This window comes from Streptomyces sp. CB02261, assembly GCF_001905665.1.
Taxonomy (GTDB): domain Bacteria; phylum Actinomycetota; class Actinomycetes; order Streptomycetales; family Streptomycetaceae; genus Streptomyces.
In genome coordinates this window covers 213,738-229,489 of sequence record NZ_LIVX01000010.1, presented here as the reverse complement: position 1 = coordinate 229,489, position 15,752 = coordinate 213,738, and the positions used below count along the sequence as shown (strand labels likewise).

Genomic DNA, 15,752 nt, shown 5'->3' with positions numbered 1-15,752 from the left:
CCCGGTTCGTCCGCCAGGGCCCCCGAGGGGAGCCGACGGCCCCGGCCGTGCGGCCGGACACGGCCTCCGTCACGTCAGATGCGCGGCGGCCGGGCCTCGTACGGCGTCGACAGGACCACCGTCGTGCGGCTGGAGACGCCGGCCTGGGAGCGGATGCGGCTGAGCAGGTGCTCCAGCTCCAGCGGGGTGGCGACGCGGACCTTGAGGATGTAGTTCTCGTCACCGGCGACGCTGTGGCAGGCCTCGATCTCCGGGATGTCGGCGAGCCGGTCGGGGGTGTCGTCGGGAGAGCTGGGGTCGAAGGGTTTGACCGAGATGAAGGCGGTCAGCGGAAGGCCCACGGCCTCCGGGTCGACGACGGCCGCGTAGCCGCGGATGACTCCGCGCTGCTCCAGACGGCGGACGCGCTGATGCACCGCCGACGTGGACAGGCCCGTGGCCTTGCCCAGGTCGGTGTAGCTCATGCGCCCGTCCTTGACGAGCAATTCGACGATCTGACGATCCAGCTCCTCCATGCGGTGACCTTATTGCGCGTGGAGTGAAGGGGCACCGCCGGGGACCACCTCTATAGGGCGGTATGGGCGATCACGGGGCACCTGCGACGGGCATGTGACGAACACCACATGTTTGCGTCCGCCCTCGGGTACCGCCACACGATTATGCGGACGGCCGCATGGGAAGTGCTTGCTGTGGTCGAGGCCGCACAGATCCGGCCGACCCACCCGAGGGGGAGATTCTCCATGCAGGAGCCTGTTGATTCGGTCGACACGTCCGACGAGCTCGACGCGTACGACACCTTTGAGATGTTCCGGGTCGTCTGCCCGGAGTGCGTGCAGCCCATCGCGCTGCTCGCGGACGAGGACGCGCTGCCGGAGCACGCGCTGTGCCCCACGCCGTGGAACCCGTTCGTCCTGACGGTCTGCCCGGGCACGGGCCTGTCGGCGACCGAGGCCCGTCCGGCCGACGACAGCCTGGAGGTCCAGGAGCAGGACACCGCGCTGCTCCTGACGCTCCCCCAGGGTCTCGACTGGCGCACGCAGCCCTTCTCGCACGTCGGCGGTCCGGGCTCGCGTCCGATCCGGGTGCCGCAGATGCGGCGCGCGGCCTGACGCCTGTCGGAGCAGAGCGCGGCGGAAGTCTCCGGACAGGCCCAGGAGCCGTCCGGCGGTCCGGGGCCGAGCCGGCCCCGGCGCACGCCGCCGCTCACCCACGCGATCACGCCCGGACGAACCCGGGCGTCTCCGGACAAACCCGCGCACCGGGTACCTGACGAACTGCCGCACTAATCCGTGCGGGGGTGACCACGGCCGCCGGGACGCGTTGGTCCCGGCATGACCACGCTGTACACCACTCCCAGCGGTGTCGGTCGGCACCGGCAGGCCGCGCCGCGCCTTGAAGAATCGGTTCCGCGCCCGGCGTCCGGTCCTGTGCCCGCGCGGACCCCGACCGCCCCGCCGCCATCGGCGCCGACGCCCGTCCCCGTACCGGCGCAGGCGGCGGCCCCGCCCCGCGCCCCCGCCGATCCGCCCATCTTCAGGGCCGTCCTCTCCCTCTGGGCGAGCCAGGGCCGCACCCTCCCTGGCCACCGCGACCAGGAGTGGGTCAGGCTCGCCGCCGGCCCCGTCTGGGCCGACCGCACCGTGCGCGTCAGCGGGATTCTGGTCCGACCAGGTGACGGGCGATGACCACGCGCTGGATCTGATTGGTCCCCTCGACGATCTGGAGCATCTTCGCTTCCCGCAGGTACCGCTCCACGGGGAAGTCCGCCGTGTACCCGTACCCGCCCAGGACCTGCACCGCGTCCGTCGTGACCCGCATGGCGGCGTCCGTGCAGAACAGCTTGGCCATCGCCGCGCACCGGCCGAAGGACCGCCCCTCGTCCCGGAGCCGCGCGGCCTCCAGGTACAGCGCCCTGCCCGCCTCGATCCGGGTCGCCATGTCCGCGAGGAGGAAGCGGAGCCCCTGGAAGTCGGCGATCGGCCGCCCGAACTGGCGGCGCTCCCTGGCGTAGGCCACGGCCTCGTCCAGGGCCGCCTGCCCGAGCCCGACCGCGCAGGCGGCGATGCCGAGCCGCCCCGAGTCCAGCGCGTCGAGCGCGAGGGCGAAGCCCTGCCCCTCCGCGCCGAGGCGCCGCGCGTCGGAGACCCGTACGCCGTCGAGGTGGACCTGTGCGGTGGGCGAACCCGTCATGCCCATCTTCCGCTCGGGCGGGGCCGCGCTCAGTCCCGGCGCGTCACCCGGCACCAGGAAGGCGGTGATCCCCTTCGCTCCCGGGCCGCCGGTACGGGCCATGACCGTGTAGAAGTCGGCGATCCCACCGTGGGTGATCCATGCCTTCGTCCCGTCGATCACCCAGTCGCCGCCCTCGCCCTCGCGGACGGCCCGGGTGCGCAGCGCGGCAGCGTCCGATCCGGCGGCCGGCTCGGAGAGGCAGTACGCGCCGAGGAGACCGCCGCCCAGCATCGCGGGCAGCTGGGCGCCCCGCTGCTGCTCGGTGCCGAAGCGGGCGAGCGCGTGGCAGGAGAGGGTGTGGACGCTGACGCCGAGGCCCACGGTCAGCCGGGCCGCGGCGAGCTCTTCCAGGACCTGGAGGTAGACCTCGTACGGCTGGCCGCCCCCGCCGTACTCGGGGTCGTAGGGCAGCCCGAGGAGTCCCGAGCGGGACAGCAGCGCGAACAGCTCGCGGGGGAAGTGCCCGGCGGCCTCCTCCTCGGCGGCGCGCGGCGCGATCTCGCGGCGGGCGATGTCACGCGTCAGGGCGAGCAGCTCGCGGGCCTCGTCGGTGGGCAGTCGGCGCTCGACACCGTCCGCGTTGCTCTCGGCCGCCATGGCGGGGCACTCCTCCCTGCCGGGCGCGGGCGTGCCGCGCGCGGGATCGCGGGGAGTATGCCCGTTCGGGGCGCGGGCATCACGCGGGGCGCCGACGGGTCACACGGACGCCCGCGGGGGCTACGGGCCGCGGCCCCCGGTTCACATGAGGCCGGCCCGGGTGACGAGCACGGCGAGGAGGACGACAAGGGTCCAGCCGAGGACGTGTTCCAGGACCTTGGGACCCTGGTCGTCCTTCGGGCCGCCCGTCCGGGCGCGGAACAGGAGACGGGTGTACGTGGTGGAGGTCATGGCGACCACCTTGCGGTACGGGGGCGGCGCCGGGGTAGGACGTCGGTCACGTCCCCGGGGCGGCGCGACCGCGTCCGTCGACGCCGGGTGCCGCGCCGGCCGTGCGCCGCAGGGGCGCAGGGTCTCCGGGACGCGGACGGAGCAGCCCGTCTGTGCCGGAGACCACGTTCGAACGGCGTGGTGCGGAGCCGGCGGAACCGACCGACGCGCCCCCTGGCGTGCGTCGCCGGACCACCGCGCCCGCCGTCACTTGCGGCCGACGCCCGCGTACATCGCCACGTCCGGCGTCGGCGTCCGCGGCCGCCAGGCGGAGCAGGACACCACGCCGGGTTCGAGGAGCTCCAGGCCGTCGAAGTACCGCTCGACGGCGGCCGGGGTCCGCTGGGTGAGCTTCGGGGTGCCGTGCTCGTTCCAGAACGCCACCGCCGCGTCGACGTCCGGCATGTCGGGGTGCGTGACCGTGTGGGACAGGACGAGGTAGCTGCCGGGGGCGAGCGCGTCCATGAGCCGGCGGACGATCGCGTACGACTCCTCGTCGTCCTCGACGAAGATGACGACCCCGAGGAGCATCAGGGCGACCGGCTGCGAGAGGTCGAGCGTCTTCGCGGCGGCGGTCAGGATCGAGTCGACGTCCCGCAGGTCGGCGTCCAGGTAGTCGGTGCGGCCCTCGGGCGTCCCGACCAGCAGGGCACGGGCGTGCGCGAGGACGAGCGGGTCGTTGTCCACGTACACGACCCGCGCGTCGGGGGCGACGCGCTGGGCGACCTCGTGCGTGTTGTCGGCGCTCGGCAGCCCCGTCCCGATGTCCAGGAACTGCCGGATGCCCTGCTGCTCCGCCAGGAACCGCACCGCCCGGCCGAGGAACAGCCGGTCCGCCTTCGCGTAGTCCCCGATCCCGGGGTGCAGCCGGCGGATCTGGTCGCCGGCCTCCCGGTCGACCGGGTAGTTGTCCTTGCCGCCGGTCCAGTAGTTCCATATCCGGGCGGTGTGCGGCCGGGAGGTGTCGATGCGCGATTCGATGTCGGTCACGGTCTCAAGTATCGCAGCGCCCGGGCAACTCTCCTGCCCCGATGGCACCTTGACGCCCAGTGTTAACGTCCGCCGGCCGCCACCGAAGCTCCCGCTCGCACGCGTCGGCGCGCGGCGCCGGTGACGGCTCACCCGGGCGGCACGGCGGCCGCGGGCCCTTCCACCCGCTCACGCCAGGCCGAGCGACCGCAGCACGCCCCGCTGACCGGATGTCGGCCTGGCGGGCCAGTAGAGGTAGCAGACACCCCCCGTACCGCCTCTGACCTTGCCGTTCGCGTCGTACCGCTTCGTGCGGAGCCAGATGTTCTCCCACTCGCGGCGGTCGTAGACCCGGCGGACGGCCTCGTTGTCGGGTGAGGCGGGGTCGTTGGCGATGACGTCGCCTTCCGGCGTGAACCCGATGACGGTCATGAGGTGGCCCGCCGTGCCGTAACCGGCGCCGGTCAGCTCCTCCTTGAGGAAGGACTGGGACGTTATGGCCGGGATGCCGACGCGGACCAGGCTCTCCAGTTCGGTGAGCGAGCGCAGTCGGGTGACCACGGCGGTCAGGTCCGGGTAGGTGGCCGCGTAGGCGGCGCTGAAGGGCCAGTTGCCGCAGCCCTGGTACTGGTGGTCGTAGGTGAAGCGGGCCGCGTGACAGACCTGGGGGTCGTCGAAGGCCGGGTTCACCCAGGCCAGTTCCTCCGCCGACGGTCCGCGGCCCCAGTACTCGACGATCATCTGGGAGGAGGTGGGGCTGCACCAGGCCTCGCCGCCGTTGTCGTACTCCGGGTACTGCCCGACGTGGGTGTTCTGCGAGTAGCGCGGCACGGCCAGCTCGTGGGCGGGGCCCGGCGCGGTGGCCGGGACCGTGAAGCGGTCCGGGATGTCCGAGGCCATCGCCCCCAGCCGCCAGACCGTGGGGGTGAGGCCGCTTCCCGGGGTGCGGTACAGCGTCAGGCGCAGCCGGTACGAGGCCAGCCGCAGTCCGCTCGCCGCGTCGTCGATCGCGAAGGTGTCGGTCCAGACGGTGCTGCGGCCGTCGGTCTGGTCGTCCACCGAGGTGCGCAGGATGTCGCCGTCGCCGGAGGCCCACCGGCCCAGGACGTACCAGGGGGTGGCGGTGGTGTCGGAGTAGGTGCCGGACAGCTCGACCTGGATCCAGGTGCCGGGCGGGGTGTGGGCGTTCCAGGAGGCGATGACCTCGGTGGCGGGCACGGTCGGGGTGTGGACGGGCGAGGTCCAGCTCGCGTACTCCCAGGCGGAGGTCCGGCCGGTGTGCGGGTCGGTGTAGTCGGTCCGTCCGGCCGGGGAGTCGAGGACGAGGCCGGGCCGGAGCCCGGCGACCGCCCTGGCCCCGGCGGCGCTGCCGCACCTCCAGTCCGTGTACGAGGACCAGAAGCGGTTGTCGACGAGGCCGGGCTCGGGGGCCCGGCCCGGGGCGGCGGACGGGTCGGGGACGGCGGCGGTCGCGGCCGCCGCGGGCGCCGCGGTGGCGGCTGTTCCCGCCGCCGCCAGTGCCGCGGCGAGGACGGTTCTGCGTGGGGTGGAGCTGGTCATGGACGGTGACCCCCAGTCGAGAACGGTGGGCGTACGGACCTCGGGGCGTACGAGCCGTGGGCGTACGAGTCGTCGTACGGACCGGGCCGCGCGAGGCCACTATCGCGGCTCGTGGCGGGGCTCCGCCAGCACTTCGCCACGCGTCGCCGCACCAATATTGGTCTCGACCACTGACGGCGATACCTTCCTGACCTGCGACGGTCCCCCCTCCCCTACCCTGGGCTCCATGAACGACCTCGACCGCGCCGCGCAGGCGCTGCTCCGGCTCCCGCCCTCCTGCGGACCGGTCCGACTGGTCGGGGTCGACGGGCACGCGGGCTCCGGCAAGTCGACCCTCGCCGCCCGCCTCTCCGCAGCCCTCGGCGACGCCCCCGTCCTCCACCTCGATGACCTCGCCACGCACGAGGAGCTGTTCGCGTGGGCCGGCCGGCTGCGCGCGCAGGTCCTCGAACCCCTGGCGCGAGGGGAGACGGCGGCCTACCGCGCGTACGACTGGCGCCTGCGGGGCTTCGGGGAGGCGCGCCCGCTCGCCCCGGCCCCCGTCGTGCTCGTCGAGGGCGTCGGCGCCGGCCGGCGGGCGGTGCGGCCGTTCCTGACGTGGCTGCTGTGGATGGAGCGCGGCCCCGAGGAGTCCTGGGCGCGGGGGCGGCGCCGGGACGGTCCGGAGCAGGCGGACTTCTGGGACGGCTGGACCGTGGCGGAGACTCGCCATTTCACCGAGGACCCCTCCCGGCCCTTCGCGGACACCCTGGTACGGGAGGGCCCGGCGGGGTACGACTGGCTTCCCGGGCCCGGAGTGACAGCGGGCGCGGACCAGATCATCACGCACCGTGACGGCTTCATGTCCGTGAACTGAGGGGGCGAAAGTCCGCTTTCGCAAGTGCCTGAACTCCGCTTGACCCAAGGGGCGTAAAGGTCTTACGTTCTGAATGTGCGGCTTTTCGGAGCCGCCGCAGACACGAAGCCCCCGGTTGTTCCCCCGTGATCGGGGGCTTCGTTCTGCCCCCGAAAGGTCCCTCGGAGTGCCCCAGCGACCCGTATCGCTCACCCAGGGTCACCGCTTCCGGATCATGCGCTTCTCCTTAAGCGCGCACCCCCTGCGCAGGTACGATGCCCCCAGGTGCGGTCAAATCCCGTCCATGCGAAGACGGTTGTGGGGGACCCGATGGACATCGGCACGCAGGGCGCGCAGGCCCCGGCCGAGCTCGCCTGGCTGCGCGGAGTCGACGCCTACACGATGGGCGCCTATCCGCAGGCGGAGGACGAGTTCCGGACGGCGGTACGGATGGACCCCGGCATGGCGGACGCCTGGCTCGGGCTGCACGCGCTCCGGGTCGACACCACGACCGCTCTGCTGCGCATGTACCGCAACCGCGACCGCTTCGGCGAGCAGCGGGCCCGGTACCGGCGCACCCTCAACTCCTGGTACTGGCTCGGCTGGTGGGTCCAGCCCGTCCTGGAGAGCCCGCGCGACCTGCTGCTCGCGCACGCCTCCCACTGGCTCGACGGACGTCACGTGCCGGAGCTCGACCGGGCCCTCGCGGGACTCCCCCCGGTCGACACCGACCCCCAGGTGCGTTTCCTGCACGCCTGCCGCGCCTATCTCGTCAAGGACTGGGACCAGCTCGTCCGGCACACCGAGACCCTCGTCGACGACCCGCTCCTCGGCATCGAGGCCGGTCTCTTCGGCGGCATGGCCCGGGTCCGGTTGGAGATGTACGGCCAGGCCGAACCGCTCCTCTCGGCCTCCCTGATGCGGTGCCGCAGCGAGCAGCCCCAGCGCAAGGAGCTGCGGTACTGGCTCGCCCGCGCCCACGAGGGCACCGGGCGCAGCGCCGCCGCCCTGCCGCTGTACCGGGCCGTGCACCGGATCGACCCGACGTTCATGGACACCGCCGCGCGGCTCGCCGCGATCACCGAGTACGACGGCTTCGAGGGGTACGACGGAGTGGACGACCCGGCGGGCCTCGCGACGGTCGCCCTGGGCAGCGTCGGCGGGGGCGTCGTGCAGGACGCCGGGGACGCCGCGCCGGGCGCCGACCCGGATGCCGGGCAGCTGGGCGACGGGCTGCTGCTCGCGCCCGAGCCCGTACCGCCGGTGGCACCGGCCGCGCCGCCGGACACCGTACGCCAGAAGGCCTCCCTGCCCTCCCAGCCGGTACCACCGCGCTTCCCCGAAGGCCCCACGGATCCGGCGCTGCTCGCGGAGGCGCTCGCGGAGCTGGAGGGCATGGTCGGCATGGAGCCGGTGAAACGCCAGGTCAAGGCGTTGTCGGCGCAGCTGGAGATGGCCCGGCTGCGCGCGGGACAGGGCCTGCCGGTCCAGCCGCCCAAGCGGCACTTCGTCTTCTCCGGGCCCTCGGGCACCGGCAAGACCACCGTGGCCCGCATCCTGGGCCGGGTCTTCTACGCCCTCGGGCTGCTCGGCGGGGACCATCTGGTGGAGGCCCAGCGGGCGGATCTGGTCGGCGAGTTCCTCGGGCAGACGGCGGTCAAGGCCAACGAGCTGATCGACTCGGCGGTCGGCGGGGTGCTCTTCGTGGACGAGGCGTACGCGCTCTCCAACACCGGCTACAGCAAAGGCGACGCCTACGGGGACGAGGCCCTCCAGGTCCTCCTCAAGCGGGCCGAGGACAACCGCGACCACCTCGTGGTCATCCTGGCCGGCTACCCCGAGGGCATGGACCGGCTGCTCAGCACCAACCCCGGGCTGTCCTCCCGGTTCACCACCCGGGTCGACTTCCCCTCGTACCGGCCGCTGGAGCTGACCGCGATCGGCGAGGTGCTCGCGGCGGCCAACGGCGACGGCTGGGACGAGGAGGCCCGCGAGGAACTGCGCTCGATCAGCGGGCACGTCGTCGAGCAGGGCTGGATCGACGAGCTGGGCAACGGGCGCTTCCTGCGCACCCTGTACGAGAAGTCCTGCGCGTACCGGGACCTGCGGCTCTCCGGATACCCCAGCACCCCGACCCGGGAGGACCTCGCCACCCTCCGGCTCGCCGACCTCATGCAGGCGTACGGCGAGGTCCTGTCGGGCCGCGGTCCGGTCGACCGCGGCCCGCAGCAGGAGCCGCCGGGGTACTAGGGGGGTGTGGCGAGCCCGGCGCCCGACCGGTCAGGGCGTCGTCGCGATCAGGCCGGACGCTCCCTGGACGGTCCCGGGCTGCTGGGCGGGTGTCGTCGAGCGGTCCCGGTGGGCGGGGTCGCGGACCTCGCCCACCAGCATCTCCAGGACGTCCTCCAGGGCGACGAGACCGAGCACCCGGCCCGAGCCGTCCGCGACCTGCGCCAGATGGGTCGCGGCACGGCGCATCACGGTGAGGGCGTCGTCGAGGGGCAGCTCGGCGCGGAGCGTCGCCATGGGCCGCCACAGCCGTTGAGGCACCGCCCGCTCCCGTTCCTCCAGGTCCAGGACGTCCTTCACGTGTACGAAGCCCATGAAGGCGGCGCCCGCCTCGGCGCGGACCGGGAAGCGCGAGTACCCCGTGCGCACGGTCAGCTCCTCGATCTCGCGCGGCGTGACCGTCGGCGGGACCGTGATCAGGGAGGCGGGGGCGATGAGGACGTCCGTCACCGGGCGCGTGCCCAGTTCGAGCGCGTCCTCGAGACGCTCCTGCTCAGCCGGGTCGAGCAGTCCGGCCTGTCCTGCGTCCTCGACGAGCCGGCCCAGCTGGGCTCGGGTGAAGACCGCCTCCACCTCGTCCTTCGGCTCGACCTTGAACGCCCGCAGGACGAGCCGGGCGCAGGCGCCGAGCGCGACCGTCACCGGGCGGCAGAGCCGGGCGAAGCCGACCAGGGCCGGGGCCAGCCAGAGGGCGGTCCGCTCGGGTGCGGCCATCGCCAGGTTCTTCGGGACCATCTCGCCGATCACGAGGTGGAGGAAGACGACCGCGGCGAGGGCGATGACGTAACCGAGCGGATGGATGAGCCCCTCGGGGACGCCGACCGCGTGGAAGACGGGTTCGAGGAGACGGGCGACGGTCGGCTCGGCGACGGCGCCGAGCGTCAGGGAGCAGACCGTGATGCCGAACTGGGCGGCCGCCATCATCTGCGGCAGGTTCTCCAGACCGTGCAGGACCTGCTTGGCCCGGGCACCGCCGAGCGGCTCGATCTGGCTGCGGCGGACGGAGACGAGGGCGAACTCGGCTCCGACGAAGAAGCCGTTGGCGAGGACCAGGAGGACGGCGAAGAGAAGCGGAAGGGTGCTCATCGGACGCCCTCCGCGACCAGCGGGGCGGGCGCGGGAACGGCCACCGGGCCCGTGGCCAGGTCCGCGTCCGGGTTCGTGTCCGTGGCCAGGTCCGTGCCCGAACCCGAGCCCGGTCCCGTGGCCGTCGCCGTGGCCAGGTCCGCGTCCCGCGCCAGGCCCATGGCCCGTTCCGTCGCCGGGTCCGTCCGTACGAGGCGTACGCGCTCGGCGCGGTAGCGGTCGACCTGGTGCACCGAGAGACGCCAGCCGGGGAGTTCGGCGCGGTCGCCCGGGGCGGGGATGCGCCCGAGGAGATCGGCGACGAGCCCGGCGACGGTCTCGTACGGCCCGTCGGGCACGTCGAGGCCTATCCGGCGCAGGGTGTGGACCCGGCAGGAGCCGTCGGCGTCCCAGGCGGGCCGGCCGTCCTCGGCGGGGGCGGCGGCCAGTTCCGGCCGCCCGTCGCTCACGGTGTCGTGCTCGTCGCGGACCTCGCCGACGAGCTCCTCGACGATGTCCTCCAGGGTGACGACCCCGGCCGTACCGCCGTACTCGTCGACCACCACCGCGATCGGCTGCTCGCGCCGCAGCCGTTCCAGGAGGGTCTGGGCGGGCAGCGACTCGGGCACGAGGAGCGGCGGGACCGCGATCCGGCCGACGGGGGTGCGCAGCCGGGCGTGCGGGGCGACGGCGAGCGCGTCCTTGAGGTGGACCATGCCGACGATCTCGTCGATGCGGTCCCGGTAGACCGGGAAGCGCGAGAGGCCGGTGGCCCGGGTGAGGTTGAGGACGTCGGCCGCGGTGGCGTCCCACTGGAGGGCGCTGACCTTCACGCGCGGGGTCATGACCTGCTCGGCGGTGAGCCCGCCGAGGGACAGCGTCCGTACGAAGAGGTCGGCGGTGTCCTGTTCGAGGGCGCCGGCCAGGGCCGAGTGCCGGGCGAGCGAGACCAGCTCGCCGGGGGTGCGGACCGAGTCCAGCTCCTCGGTGGGCTCGACGCCCAGGAGCCGCACCAGCCGGTTGGCGACCCTGTTCAGGAGGGAGATCACCGGCCGGAAGACGGCGGAGAAACAGCGCTGCGGGGTGGCCACGAAACGGGCCACCTGGAGCGGCCGTGACACCGCCCAGTTCTTCGGTACGAGTTCCCCGACCACCATCTGGACGGCGGAGGCGAGCAGCATCCCGATCACCACCGCGATCCCGGAGACGGCCCCTGCGGGCAGTCCGGTCGCGGTGAGCGGGCCGTGCAGCAGTCCGGCGAGCGCGGGCTCGGCGAGCATGCCGACGACGAGGGAGGTGAGCGTGATGCCCAGTTGGGTGCCGGAGAGCTGGAAGGACAGCTCGCGCAGGGCGGCGACGACGGTGCGGGCACGCCGGTCGCCGGCGGCCGCGGCGCGCTCGGCCTCGGCGCGTTCGACGGTGACGAGGCCGAACTCGGCGGCCACGAAGAAGCCGTTGGCGAGGATGAGGACGAAGGCCGCGACGAGCAGCAGAAGGGAGACGATCATGCCGCCGCCTCCGTGAAGAGGGCGGCGCGGGTACTACCGGACGATCCGTCCATTGCTGGAGGGAGTCACTCCTCGGGTCGAAGGGTGGCCTCGCGGGCCGTGTCGCCGGCCCTGCACACGCGAGGCGGTGGTGCCGCTCGGCACCACCGCCTCCAGAGTAATCACGTGCGCGCCCCGAGGGGCAGGGGGCCGGCCCCGGATGGGGGACGCGCCGGGGTGGCGCCGGACCGGATCAGGCCGTCCGCTCCGAGCCCGTCCCGTGGGCCTCGGCCAGGGCCCGCAGGGCGCGGGCGTCCCGGATGGCCGCCTCCTTGGCGATACCGGGCTGGATGCCGAGCGCCGGCAGGCTGGTGCCGTCGCTCAGGTCCAGGAAGACCCAGGCGTCGCCGGGGCGCAGGTTGACCTTGAGGATCTCGGCCCAGGCGAGCCGCCGCGTCCGGGTGATGTTGACGACCGTGACGCCCTCGTCGTCCGCGACGACCTTGGGGCGGCTCAGCAGGACGAGCACCCCGGCGAGCAGCGCGGCGGTGAAGACGAAGCTGAGGCGCTCCCCCGGTCCCAGCCGTTCCAGCATCAGTGCCACGGCGGTGATGACGACGAACATCACGACCGCGGCGGTCAGCAGGACGGCCCGGGTGCGCCCGGGACGGAAGGTGACCGGCAGGGCGGGGACGGAGGGCTGGGACATCGGGGGTTCCTCGGGGCCTTCGGGCGGGGCGGTCCGTGCCGTCAGAGGCGGCAGGCGTGGATGGCGGTGGTGAGGATGGCGCGGGCGCCGATCTCGTACAGGTCGTCCATGATCCGCTGCGCCTCCTTTGCGGGGACCATCGCGCGGACCGCGACCCAGCCCTCGTTGTGCAGCGGGGAGACGGTCGGGGACTCCAGGCCGGGGGTGAGGGCGACGGCCTGCTCCAGGTGCTCGGCGCGGCAGTCGTAGTCCATCATCACGTACGAGCGGGCGACGAGGACGCCCTGGAGGCGGCGGAGGAACTGCTGGACCTGCGGGTGGTCGTCCTCGGCCCCGTGGCGGCGGACGACGACGGCCTCGGAGGTCAGGATCGGCTCGCCGATGACCTCCAGACCGGCGTTGCGCAGGCTGGTGCCGGTCTCGACGACGTCCGCGATGACCTGGGCGACGCCCAGCTGGATCGCGGTCTCGACGGCGCCGTCCAGGTGGACCACGGACGCGTCGATGCCCTGGTCGGCGAGGTGCTTGGCGACGATGCCCTCGTAGGAGGTGGCGATCGTCATGCCGCCGAAGTCCTCGGGGCCGCTCGCGGTGCCCGGACGGGTGGCGTACCGGAAGGTGGAGCGGCCGAAGTTCAGCGCGAGGATCTCCTCGGCGCTGGCGCCGGAGTCCAGGAGCAGGTCACGGCCGGTGATGCCGATGTCCAGCTTCCCGGACGCGACGTAGATCGCGATGTCCTTCGGGCGCAGGTAGAAGAACTCGACCTCGTTGTCGGGGTCGATGACCACGAGCTCCTTGGACTCCTTGCGCTGGCGGTAGCCGGCCTCATGGAGCATTGCCGACGCAGGTCCGGAGAGGGAACCCTTGTTGGGAACGGCGATGCGCAGCATGGGTGTGGCTTCCTTTGCCTGGGAGTTGCGGAGGGGTGGGACGTGGGGCTCAGAGGTGGGCGTAGACGTCGTCGAGCGAGATCCCGCGGGCGACCATCATCACCTGGACGTGGTACAGCAGCTGCGAGATCTCCTCGGCGGCGGCTTCCTTGCCCTCGTACTCGGCGGCCATCCAGACCTCGGCGGCCTCTTCGACGACCTTCTTGCCGATGGCGTGGACGCCCTTGTCCACCAGTTCCGCGGTGCGGGAGGTGGCCGGGTCGCCGGTCTCGGCCTTGAGCTTGAGCTCGGCGAAGAGCTCTTCGAAGGTTTTGGGGGTTCCGTTCGCCATGATGGTCCTAAGAGTACGGGGTGGGGGTCGCGCACTCAGCGCCAGGGTTCGCTGACCGTGCGCAGCGTGGTCGCGGTGGCGACGGCGGCGGTGACGGCCTCGTGGCCCTTGTCCTCACTGGAGCCTTCGAGGCCGGCCCGGTCGAGGGCCTGCTCTTCGTCGTCGACGGTGAGGACGCCGAATCCGACGGGTACGCCGGTGTCGATCGAGACCTGGGTGAGGCCGTGGGTGACGCCCTGGCACACGTACTCGAAGTGCGGCGTTCCGCCGCGGATGACGACGCCGAGCGCCACGATGGCATCGTAGCCGCGGCCGGCGAGGACCTTCGCCACGACCGGGAGCTCGAAGCTGCCGGGGACGCGCAGCAGGGTCGGCTCCTCGATGCCCAGCTCGCTCAGGGCGCGCAGGGCGCCGTCGACGAGGCCGTCCATGATCTTCTCGTGCCACTGGGCCGCGATGACCGCGACCCGCAGGTCGCCGCAGTTCTTCACGCTGAGGACGGGTGCGCCCTTGCCGCTCATGGTTCTCCTTGCCGATGTGTCGGTCGTACGTATGTGGTTACTGGTTGCCGCAGGTGGAGGCCGGTGCGCCCTCCAGCCAGGGCAGGTCGTGGCCCATCCGGTCCCGCTTGGTGCGCAGGTAGCGGAGGTTGTGCTCGCCCGCCGTGACCGGCATGGCCTCGCGGCCCTCCACCGTCAGACCGTGCCGGGTGAGGGCGTCGATCTTGTCGGGGTTGTTGGTCATGAGGCGCAGGCTGCGGACGCCCAGGTCGACGAGGATCCGCGCGCCGGCCGCGTAGTCGCGGGCGTCGGCGGGCAGTCCGAGTTCCAGGTTGGCGTCGAGGGTGTCGCGGCCGCGCTCCTGGAGCTCGTACGCGCGCAGCTTGGACAGCAGGCCGATGCCGCGGCCCTCGTGGCCCCGGAGGTAGACGACGACCCCGCGGCCGGCTTCCTGGATCCGGTCCATGGAGGCCTGGAGCTGGGGGCCGCAGTCGCAGCGCAGGGAGTGGAAGATGTCACCGGTGAGGCACTCGGAGTGGACCCGGACCAGGACGTCCTCGCCGTCGCCGAGTTCGCCGTGGACGAGGGCGACGTGCTCGACGCCGTCGACGGTGGAGCGGTAGCCGTACGCGGTGAAGTCGCCGTGCGCGGTGGGGAGTCGGACCTCGGCCTCGCGGCGGACGGTCGGCTCGGAGGAGCGGCGGTAGGCGATCAGGTCCTCGATGGAGATGATCGTCAGGCCGTGCTTGCGGGCGAAGGGGACCAGTTCGGGCAGGCGCAGCATGACGCCGTCCTCGCCGGCGATCTCGACGATCGCGCCGGCCGGGCGGAGGCCCGCGAGGCGGGCCAGGTCGACGGCGGCCTCGGTGTGGCCGTTGCGGACGAGGACGCCGCCGGCCTTGGCGCGCAGCGGGAAGACGTGCCCGGGGCGGACGAAGTCGGAGGGCTCGTGGTCGCCGCCGGCCAGCATCCGCAGGGTGGTGGCGCGGTCGGCGGCGGAGATGCCGGTGGTGACGCCGTGGGCGGGGCTCGCGTCGACGGAGACGGTGAACGCGGTCCGCATCGACTCGGTGTTGTGCTCGACCATCTGCGGGAGCTGGAGGCGCTCCAGTTCGTCGTCCTCCATGGGCGCGCAGATCAGGCCGCGGCACTCGCTCATCATGAAGGCGACGATCTCGGGCGTGGCCTTCTCGGCGGCGATGACGAGGTCGCCCTCGTTCTCGCGGTCCTCGTCGTCGACGACGACGACGGGGCGGCCGGCGGCGATGTCGCGGATGGCCTGCTCGACGGGGTCGAGGGCGAGGTCGGTGGCGTCCCAGAGGGGAAGGGCGGCACTCATGCGTGGGCTCCCTTCAGAGCGGCGGCGGGGGCGGTGCGCGTCCGGAGCCACCAGTCGCGCATGCCCCAGATGACCAGGGCGAAGTAGATGACGTACACGAGGCCGGAGAAGGCGAGGCCGCTGTTGAAGGCGAGCGGGACGCCGACGAGGTCGACGAGGAGCCAGGCGAACCAGAACTCGACGAGGCCGCGGGCCTGGGCGATCATCGCGACGAGGGTGCCGACGAAGATGTACGCGTCGGCCCAGGGGCTCCAGGAGAGCGACGGGTAGAGGGTGAAGAGCCCGCCGACGGCGAGGGTGCCGACGACCGCGCCCGCGAGGAGCAGGCCGCGCTCCTTCCAGCTGGCGAAGCGGACGGCGATGGTGCCGTCCTGGGCCTGCTGCCTGCCCCTGTTCCACTGCCACCAGCCCCAGGCGGCGACGCCGATGACGAGGAGCTGCTTGCCGACGCCGCCGGAGAGGTGGGCGGAGGCGTAGGCGCCGACGAGGATGACGCCGGAGAGCAGCTGGGCGGGCCAGGTGAGGATGGAGCGGCGCCAGCCGAGCGCGAGCGCTATCAGTCCGATCGTGTTGCCGATCATGTCGGACCACATGATGTGCTGGTCGAGGACGGTGAACG

16 protein-coding genes are annotated in these 15,752 nt (G+C 72.9%); 3 read left to right on the top strand and 13 right to left on the bottom strand.

What is annotated here, in order from left to right; genetic code table 11:
• Nucleotides 1–74: 74 nt before the first annotated feature.
• The gene (locus tag AMK29_RS29515; RefSeq protein WP_073818744.1) at nt 75–515 is read right to left on the bottom strand and encodes an Lrp/AsnC family transcriptional regulator; all 441 of its coding nucleotides are present in this window, start codon (nt 513–515) and stop codon (nt 75–77) included.
• 225 nt (nt 516–740) lie between these two features.
• Here AMK29_RS29515 and AMK29_RS29510 point away from each other — a divergent pair, with 225 nt between their 5' ends.
• Nucleotides 741–1,109, top strand: a complete 369-nt coding sequence (locus AMK29_RS29510) for a hypothetical protein (protein WP_107422717.1) — start codon at nt 741–743, stop codon at nt 1,107–1,109.
• A gap of 538 nt (nt 1,110–1,647) precedes the next feature.
• Here AMK29_RS29510 and AMK29_RS29500 read toward each other — a convergent pair.
• The 4 genes from AMK29_RS29500 to AMK29_RS29490 all read right to left on the bottom strand — a co-directional run bounded on the left by AMK29_RS29500 (nt 1,648) and on the right by AMK29_RS29490 (nt 5,688).
• Nucleotides 1,648–2,829, bottom strand: a complete 1,182-nt coding sequence (locus AMK29_RS29500) for an acyl-CoA dehydrogenase family protein (protein ID WP_073818740.1) — start codon at nt 2,827–2,829, stop codon at nt 1,648–1,650.
• 141 nt (nt 2,830–2,970) lie between these two features.
• The gene (locus tag AMK29_RS36015; RefSeq protein WP_107422714.1) at nt 2,971–3,120 is read right to left on the bottom strand and encodes an SCO1431 family membrane protein; all 150 of its coding nucleotides are present in this window, start codon (nt 3,118–3,120) and stop codon (nt 2,971–2,973) included.
• Nucleotides 3,121–3,366: 246 nt separating this feature from the next.
• Nucleotides 3,367–4,149 (bottom strand): SAM-dependent methyltransferase, encoded by a 783-nt coding sequence (locus AMK29_RS29495; RefSeq protein ID WP_073818738.1) that lies wholly within the window; start codon nt 4,147–4,149, stop codon nt 3,367–3,369.
• Nucleotides 4,150–4,317: 168 nt separating this feature from the next.
• Nucleotides 4,318–5,688, bottom strand: coding sequence for a peptidase C39 family protein (locus AMK29_RS29490; RefSeq protein ID WP_073818736.1), 1,371 nt, complete (start codon nt 5,686–5,688; stop codon nt 4,318–4,320).
• Nucleotides 5,689–5,914: 226 nt separating this feature from the next.
• On the opposite strand from AMK29_RS29490, the gene AMK29_RS29485 reads away from it, so the two are divergent.
• Both AMK29_RS29485 and AMK29_RS29480 read left to right on the top strand, forming a co-directional pair.
• Complete coding sequence (locus AMK29_RS29485) at nt 5,915–6,544, top strand: uridine kinase family protein (RefSeq protein WP_073818734.1); 630 nt, start codon at nt 5,915–5,917, stop codon at nt 6,542–6,544.
• Between the two features lie 309 nt (nt 6,545–6,853).
• Nucleotides 6,854–8,773, top strand: coding sequence for an AAA family ATPase (locus AMK29_RS29480; protein ID WP_073818732.1), 1,920 nt, complete (start codon nt 6,854–6,856; stop codon nt 8,771–8,773).
• Between the two features lie 30 nt (nt 8,774–8,803).
• On the opposite strand, the gene AMK29_RS29475 is transcribed toward AMK29_RS29480, so the two are convergent.
• The 8 genes from AMK29_RS29475 to AMK29_RS29440 all read right to left on the bottom strand — a co-directional run bounded on the left by AMK29_RS29475 (nt 8,804) and on the right by AMK29_RS29440 (nt 15,726).
• A complete protein-coding gene (locus tag AMK29_RS29475) occupies nt 8,804–9,898 on the bottom strand; it encodes a hemolysin family protein (protein WP_073818730.1) in 1,095 nt (364 codons plus the stop codon).
• A complete protein-coding gene (locus AMK29_RS29470; protein WP_241845752.1) occupies nt 9,895–11,385 on the bottom strand; it encodes a hemolysin family protein in 1,491 nt (496 codons plus the stop codon). Before AMK29_RS29470 ends, AMK29_RS29475 begins: the two co-directional genes overlap by 4 nt.
• Nucleotides 11,386–11,617: 232 nt before the next feature.
• Nucleotides 11,618–12,073 carry a PH domain-containing protein gene (locus AMK29_RS29465; RefSeq protein ID WP_073818728.1) on the bottom strand — a complete coding sequence of 152 codons (456 nt, stop codon included), beginning with the start codon at nt 12,071–12,073 and terminating at the stop codon, nt 11,618–11,620.
• Between the two features lie 41 nt (nt 12,074–12,114).
• Entirely contained in the window at nt 12,115–12,963 is an 849-nt protein-coding gene (gene hisG, locus AMK29_RS29460; protein WP_073818724.1) for an ATP phosphoribosyltransferase, read from the bottom strand.
• Between the two features lie 49 nt (nt 12,964–13,012).
• On the bottom strand, nt 13,013–13,294 hold the full coding sequence (locus tag AMK29_RS29455; RefSeq protein WP_073818722.1) for a phosphoribosyl-ATP diphosphatase: 282 nt from the start codon (nt 13,292–13,294) through the stop codon (nt 13,013–13,015).
• 35 nt (nt 13,295–13,329) lie between these two features.
• Nucleotides 13,330–13,815 carry a 6,7-dimethyl-8-ribityllumazine synthase gene (gene ribH / locus AMK29_RS29450; protein ID WP_073818720.1) on the bottom strand — a complete coding sequence of 162 codons (486 nt, stop codon included), beginning with the start codon at nt 13,813–13,815 and terminating at the stop codon, nt 13,330–13,332.
• 37 nt (nt 13,816–13,852) lie between these two features.
• Nucleotides 13,853–15,133, bottom strand: coding sequence for a bifunctional 3,4-dihydroxy-2-butanone-4-phosphate synthase/GTP cyclohydrolase II (locus AMK29_RS29445; RefSeq protein WP_073818718.1), 1,281 nt, complete (start codon nt 15,131–15,133; stop codon nt 13,853–13,855).
• Nucleotides 15,130–15,726, bottom strand: a complete 597-nt coding sequence (locus AMK29_RS29440; protein WP_073818836.1) for a nicotinamide mononucleotide transporter family protein — start codon at nt 15,724–15,726, stop codon at nt 15,130–15,132. The genes AMK29_RS29445 and AMK29_RS29440 overlap by 4 nt, the downstream gene beginning before the upstream one ends.
• Nucleotides 15,727–15,752: the final 26 nt, after the last annotated feature.